The 3,524-nt window shown below is 49.7% G+C and carries 3 protein-coding genes; 2 read left to right on the top strand and 1 reads right to left on the bottom strand.

The window, feature by feature from the left end; translation table 11 throughout:
• On the bottom strand, positions 1–629 hold a 629-nt coding region (locus D8U73_RS13740; RefSeq protein WP_130904784.1), incomplete at its 3' end, for a response regulator transcription factor.
• A 376-nt stretch (positions 630–1,005) separates the two neighbouring features.
• On the opposite strand from D8U73_RS13740, the gene D8U73_RS13745 reads away from it, so the two are divergent.
• Positions 1,006–1,332 carry a hypothetical protein gene (locus D8U73_RS13745; protein WP_130904785.1) on the top strand — a complete coding sequence of 109 codons (327 nt, stop codon included), beginning with the start codon at positions 1,006–1,008 and terminating at the stop codon, positions 1,330–1,332.
• A 1,042-nt stretch (positions 1,333–2,374) separates the two neighbouring features.
• On the top strand, positions 2,375–2,809 hold the full coding sequence (locus tag D8U73_RS13750; protein ID WP_177434417.1) for a hypothetical protein: 435 nt from the start codon (positions 2,375–2,377) through the stop codon (positions 2,807–2,809).
• Positions 2,810–3,524 lie beyond the last annotated feature (715 nt).

Genomic DNA, 3,524 nt, shown 5'->3' on the forward strand with positions numbered 1-3,524 from the left:
CTCTTAGCATTCAGTTTTCGTAGAGATCGGGTTTTGAAAGTGCTGACCGTTTTATCGCTTAACTGCATCCGTTCAGCGACCTGCGTATTGCTCATCCCTTCAGATAACAATTGAAGCACCTGGCGTTCACGCACTGACAACCCCCTCATTGGATCGTCAACACTTGGGGTTCGCTCTCGCTCGACCCAGTCAGGATAAAATGTCTCCCCATTTCGCACACGCAATAACGCCATGGACAAAGCGCTGACCTCCTGCGCCTTGCTAACGAATCCATGAGCCCCCGCCAAAGCGCAGTTCATGATTGATAGTCGCGAAGTGTGGGCCGAAAAAACCAATGTTTTAATTGGTAGCGCCAGCTGCTTTATATGCTCGAGAACCACCAAACCACTTAATGTGGGAAGATCCAATTCAGTGATCATCAGGTCGGGTTCATGCTGATGAATATACCGAATCGCCTCTCTTCCATCGCGAGCCTCTGCGATCCGCTCCAGACCATGTCGTGATAAACAAGTATGTAGTGCCAGCCGGATAAGCGGGTGTTCATCTACTATGAGCACCTTGTTGTTAGTGGGTTTGCACCGGGACTTAATGGCGCTTGATTCACTTAAAGTATTACACGACTTGTCCATGTTTTACTCGCTAAGTAATTATTGTTGGAGGCCGGTAGCCATTAGTACCGGGTCTGAATTTATTTGCCCTAGACAGAGAAGAGCAATGTTGTGCGATGAAAGCATATTTATCTACTCCAGCATACGCGCTTTGGATGGGTCATGACTGTAGGGATTTCCCGCAGATGGCTTGATGACTATCAAAACTGACAGGACACCTAGTACCTCACCGGCTCAGCGCTGACTCTATTTGCAGTATTTACCTACAGAATTGGATTCTAGGCTGCGGGTTTAATGCGCACCGACGCGGCGGTCAGTCTAGAGACGCTGAACAGCAGTCATGAATCAAGCGTTACCACGGCGGATGATATAAAAAGACGCTTAATGAGGTTACTACGTGAACGACGAGCCAAAACTGGTTTCACGCGAGGCCATGCTGAAGGCCTTGGAGGAGCAAAAAAAAATATTTTTTGCCGCTGGACACTCAATTCAGCAGATTCAGGCAGGGATCAGTGGGCTAACCGGGCATAGCATTCCTGATGCCCATTACCTTCGGTTACGAAAGGAGCGTGCCAAACTTGCGCCCGCTTTACGTAGACTGGCGCAAGCAGGTAAAACACTCAGTGCGGCGGCGCTGACGCTGAATATGAAAACCGCTCGAGCGCAAATAATCGCCCGAGAAAATGTCATTCAGTTCCCCGTCGAGGGATTTCGCTCTGAATAGCACAAGCCGTGCGTCGGCGCGAAAGGCGCTAGCTGACTTTACCTCGCCAAGGGAGCGATGAGCTTTCAGTGTTATCTCAGATACACCTGCAGTTGTAATAGGATAGAAAAAGTCCGTCATGATATGCGATAGAGCGCCGCTTCCCGCTGCCACTACAAATCCTCAATTAACGGTTGGTGCTACTCGTTTCTTCTGAGCAAGCATCACATGCGTTTTACTCTCGATAGCGAATCAGCTTGCTCTAAGCTGTGGCCGGTCTTGGCAAAGCTGCAAGGAAGTGCAAGCGACAGCGCAACTCCGAGCTGCTCAAATTCAAGCCCTGGACAGGAACAATAGGTTCATCCCTACAAGCGCTGCGCTTTCCGCCTACAGGCTTAAAGCAAATTAACCAATAGAATCGATCGCCTGAGAAAGCTAGCGGTGCGGGCGGTGCCCGATTTTTAAAGGTGGGCGCTTCTTTTTTCCAGGGCCCGCTCGCTAGCTTTCTCCCAGAATGCCCATGTTTTTTTTCAGCTAGGATCCAATCAGCGCAACCACAATACGTTGTACTTAAGGTTGCTGCGTACGTCCTGATCGTTTAACTGGTTGCACTCGGAAGGATACCAGCTCTCTCTGATGCATGGGAGGTATTTTGGCCGAGCGCTATTTGGTACGCGGATGGACTTGTCGGCCTCGGCCGAGCAGTTAGAAAGCAGTACTATCTCCCTACAGGGTATTAGGCGCTTCCTTACAGTGCAAGCCGCTGAACTATGGCGCAATGCATGAGCTGCCGCCTCGCTCACCACGCTGATTCTTTCTGAATGGTGCGCCACTTCAAGATATTAAAAGAGGACTTTCCCGTGAAAAAGCTTCTGCTAGTGCCCTTTGTCACATTGATCCATCCGGTTTTAGCGGCAACCTCGGTCGACATGCAGGTGCTCGGAACCATCAACCCACCATCATGCGACCTTACGATAACCAGTGGCGGAAATTTTTCTTTGGGCACGGCAATTGTTTTACACCAAGCGGGAGTACCCAACTGCCTACCAGCACAGCATTGCAAATGAATATCGCTTGTCAAAATCCGACCCTGGTAGGGTTCAAAGCACTGGATAACCGAGCTAATACAGTTGTCGTATCCAACAATTTCAACTTTGGGTTGGGTCTCGACGGAGGTGGTAATAAAATCGGCGACTACATTCTGGAAATTTTGAACGTTAATATAGACGGCAGCGCTGGTGCTTTAAAATATAAGACCACAACTACTTGGAATAATGCCGGCGGCGCAGGTGGTGGTGGAAAGCTAATCCCCTATGGCGTTCGGCCAGATATTTTTTCTCTCGGGTCCACGAGCACCACCCAAAACAACCCAGTAGCATTTACCACTGCCTCTTATGACCTCGCTGCGACAGCAACGATTGCTCCAAAAAACACGTTAGATGCAAATAGTGATATTAGTTTAGATGGCGCCGCCACTGTGGAGTTAATTTATTTGTAATTTGACACATGCGTTAGGGTAATAAATGTTACTGAAAGCGACGGCGCGAAACAACCGCTAGGAGCGGTTGGCAGCTGATTTATCGCCCGGCAGCTCAGGCCCCTAGCCAGCTCATCAATGCTGGTACGCCAGCCGTAAGTCCCCGGGAAGCCTTAAATCGCTCCAGGTCGTTGCGCGCACCGGAGCACAGGAAGATTTTGTGATACTAGATTCGCCCCTACCACTAAATAGTTATAGTACATTGGCCTATTCTTTCTTAGGGAACGGTCCTTCACCGACACGATAAGGATGTCTGGCCGCAGATAAACGGCGACTTATCGACCCTAGGGGCAGCACCCACCAAAAAATTAATGGTTTTTTTTACAAATGAAGGTTTTCCCTACTTACAGCGATCCGGCCCTTGAGTTAAGTTTACATTGAGAGCTAAGCGCGCACGCTTGAAGCTGAGAAAGAACTTAGCGTCAGAATGCGCGCCCTTTCGAGCACCAGTAGTGACAGTGCACTTTGCCCACATCTCTTGCCCTGGGAGCTGTGGGTTTTTTTCTTTGAAGCCAGCTTAACTTGGGAGACGGCTTTACTCTCGCTTCCCGGAGCTACCCATCGTACAAGCGACATTGCGGGATTTCCTTACAGACAGATTAGTGAGTTAGGTCGAATATGCCGCGCTGAACGTGTTCGCAGCTTATAGGGGCGAACATCAGCGCCTGATGGGAGG

The sequence above is a fragment of the Pseudomonas sp. Sample_22 genome (assembly GCF_004307635.1).
GTDB lineage: Bacteria > Pseudomonadota > Gammaproteobacteria > Pseudomonadales > Pseudomonadaceae > Aquipseudomonas.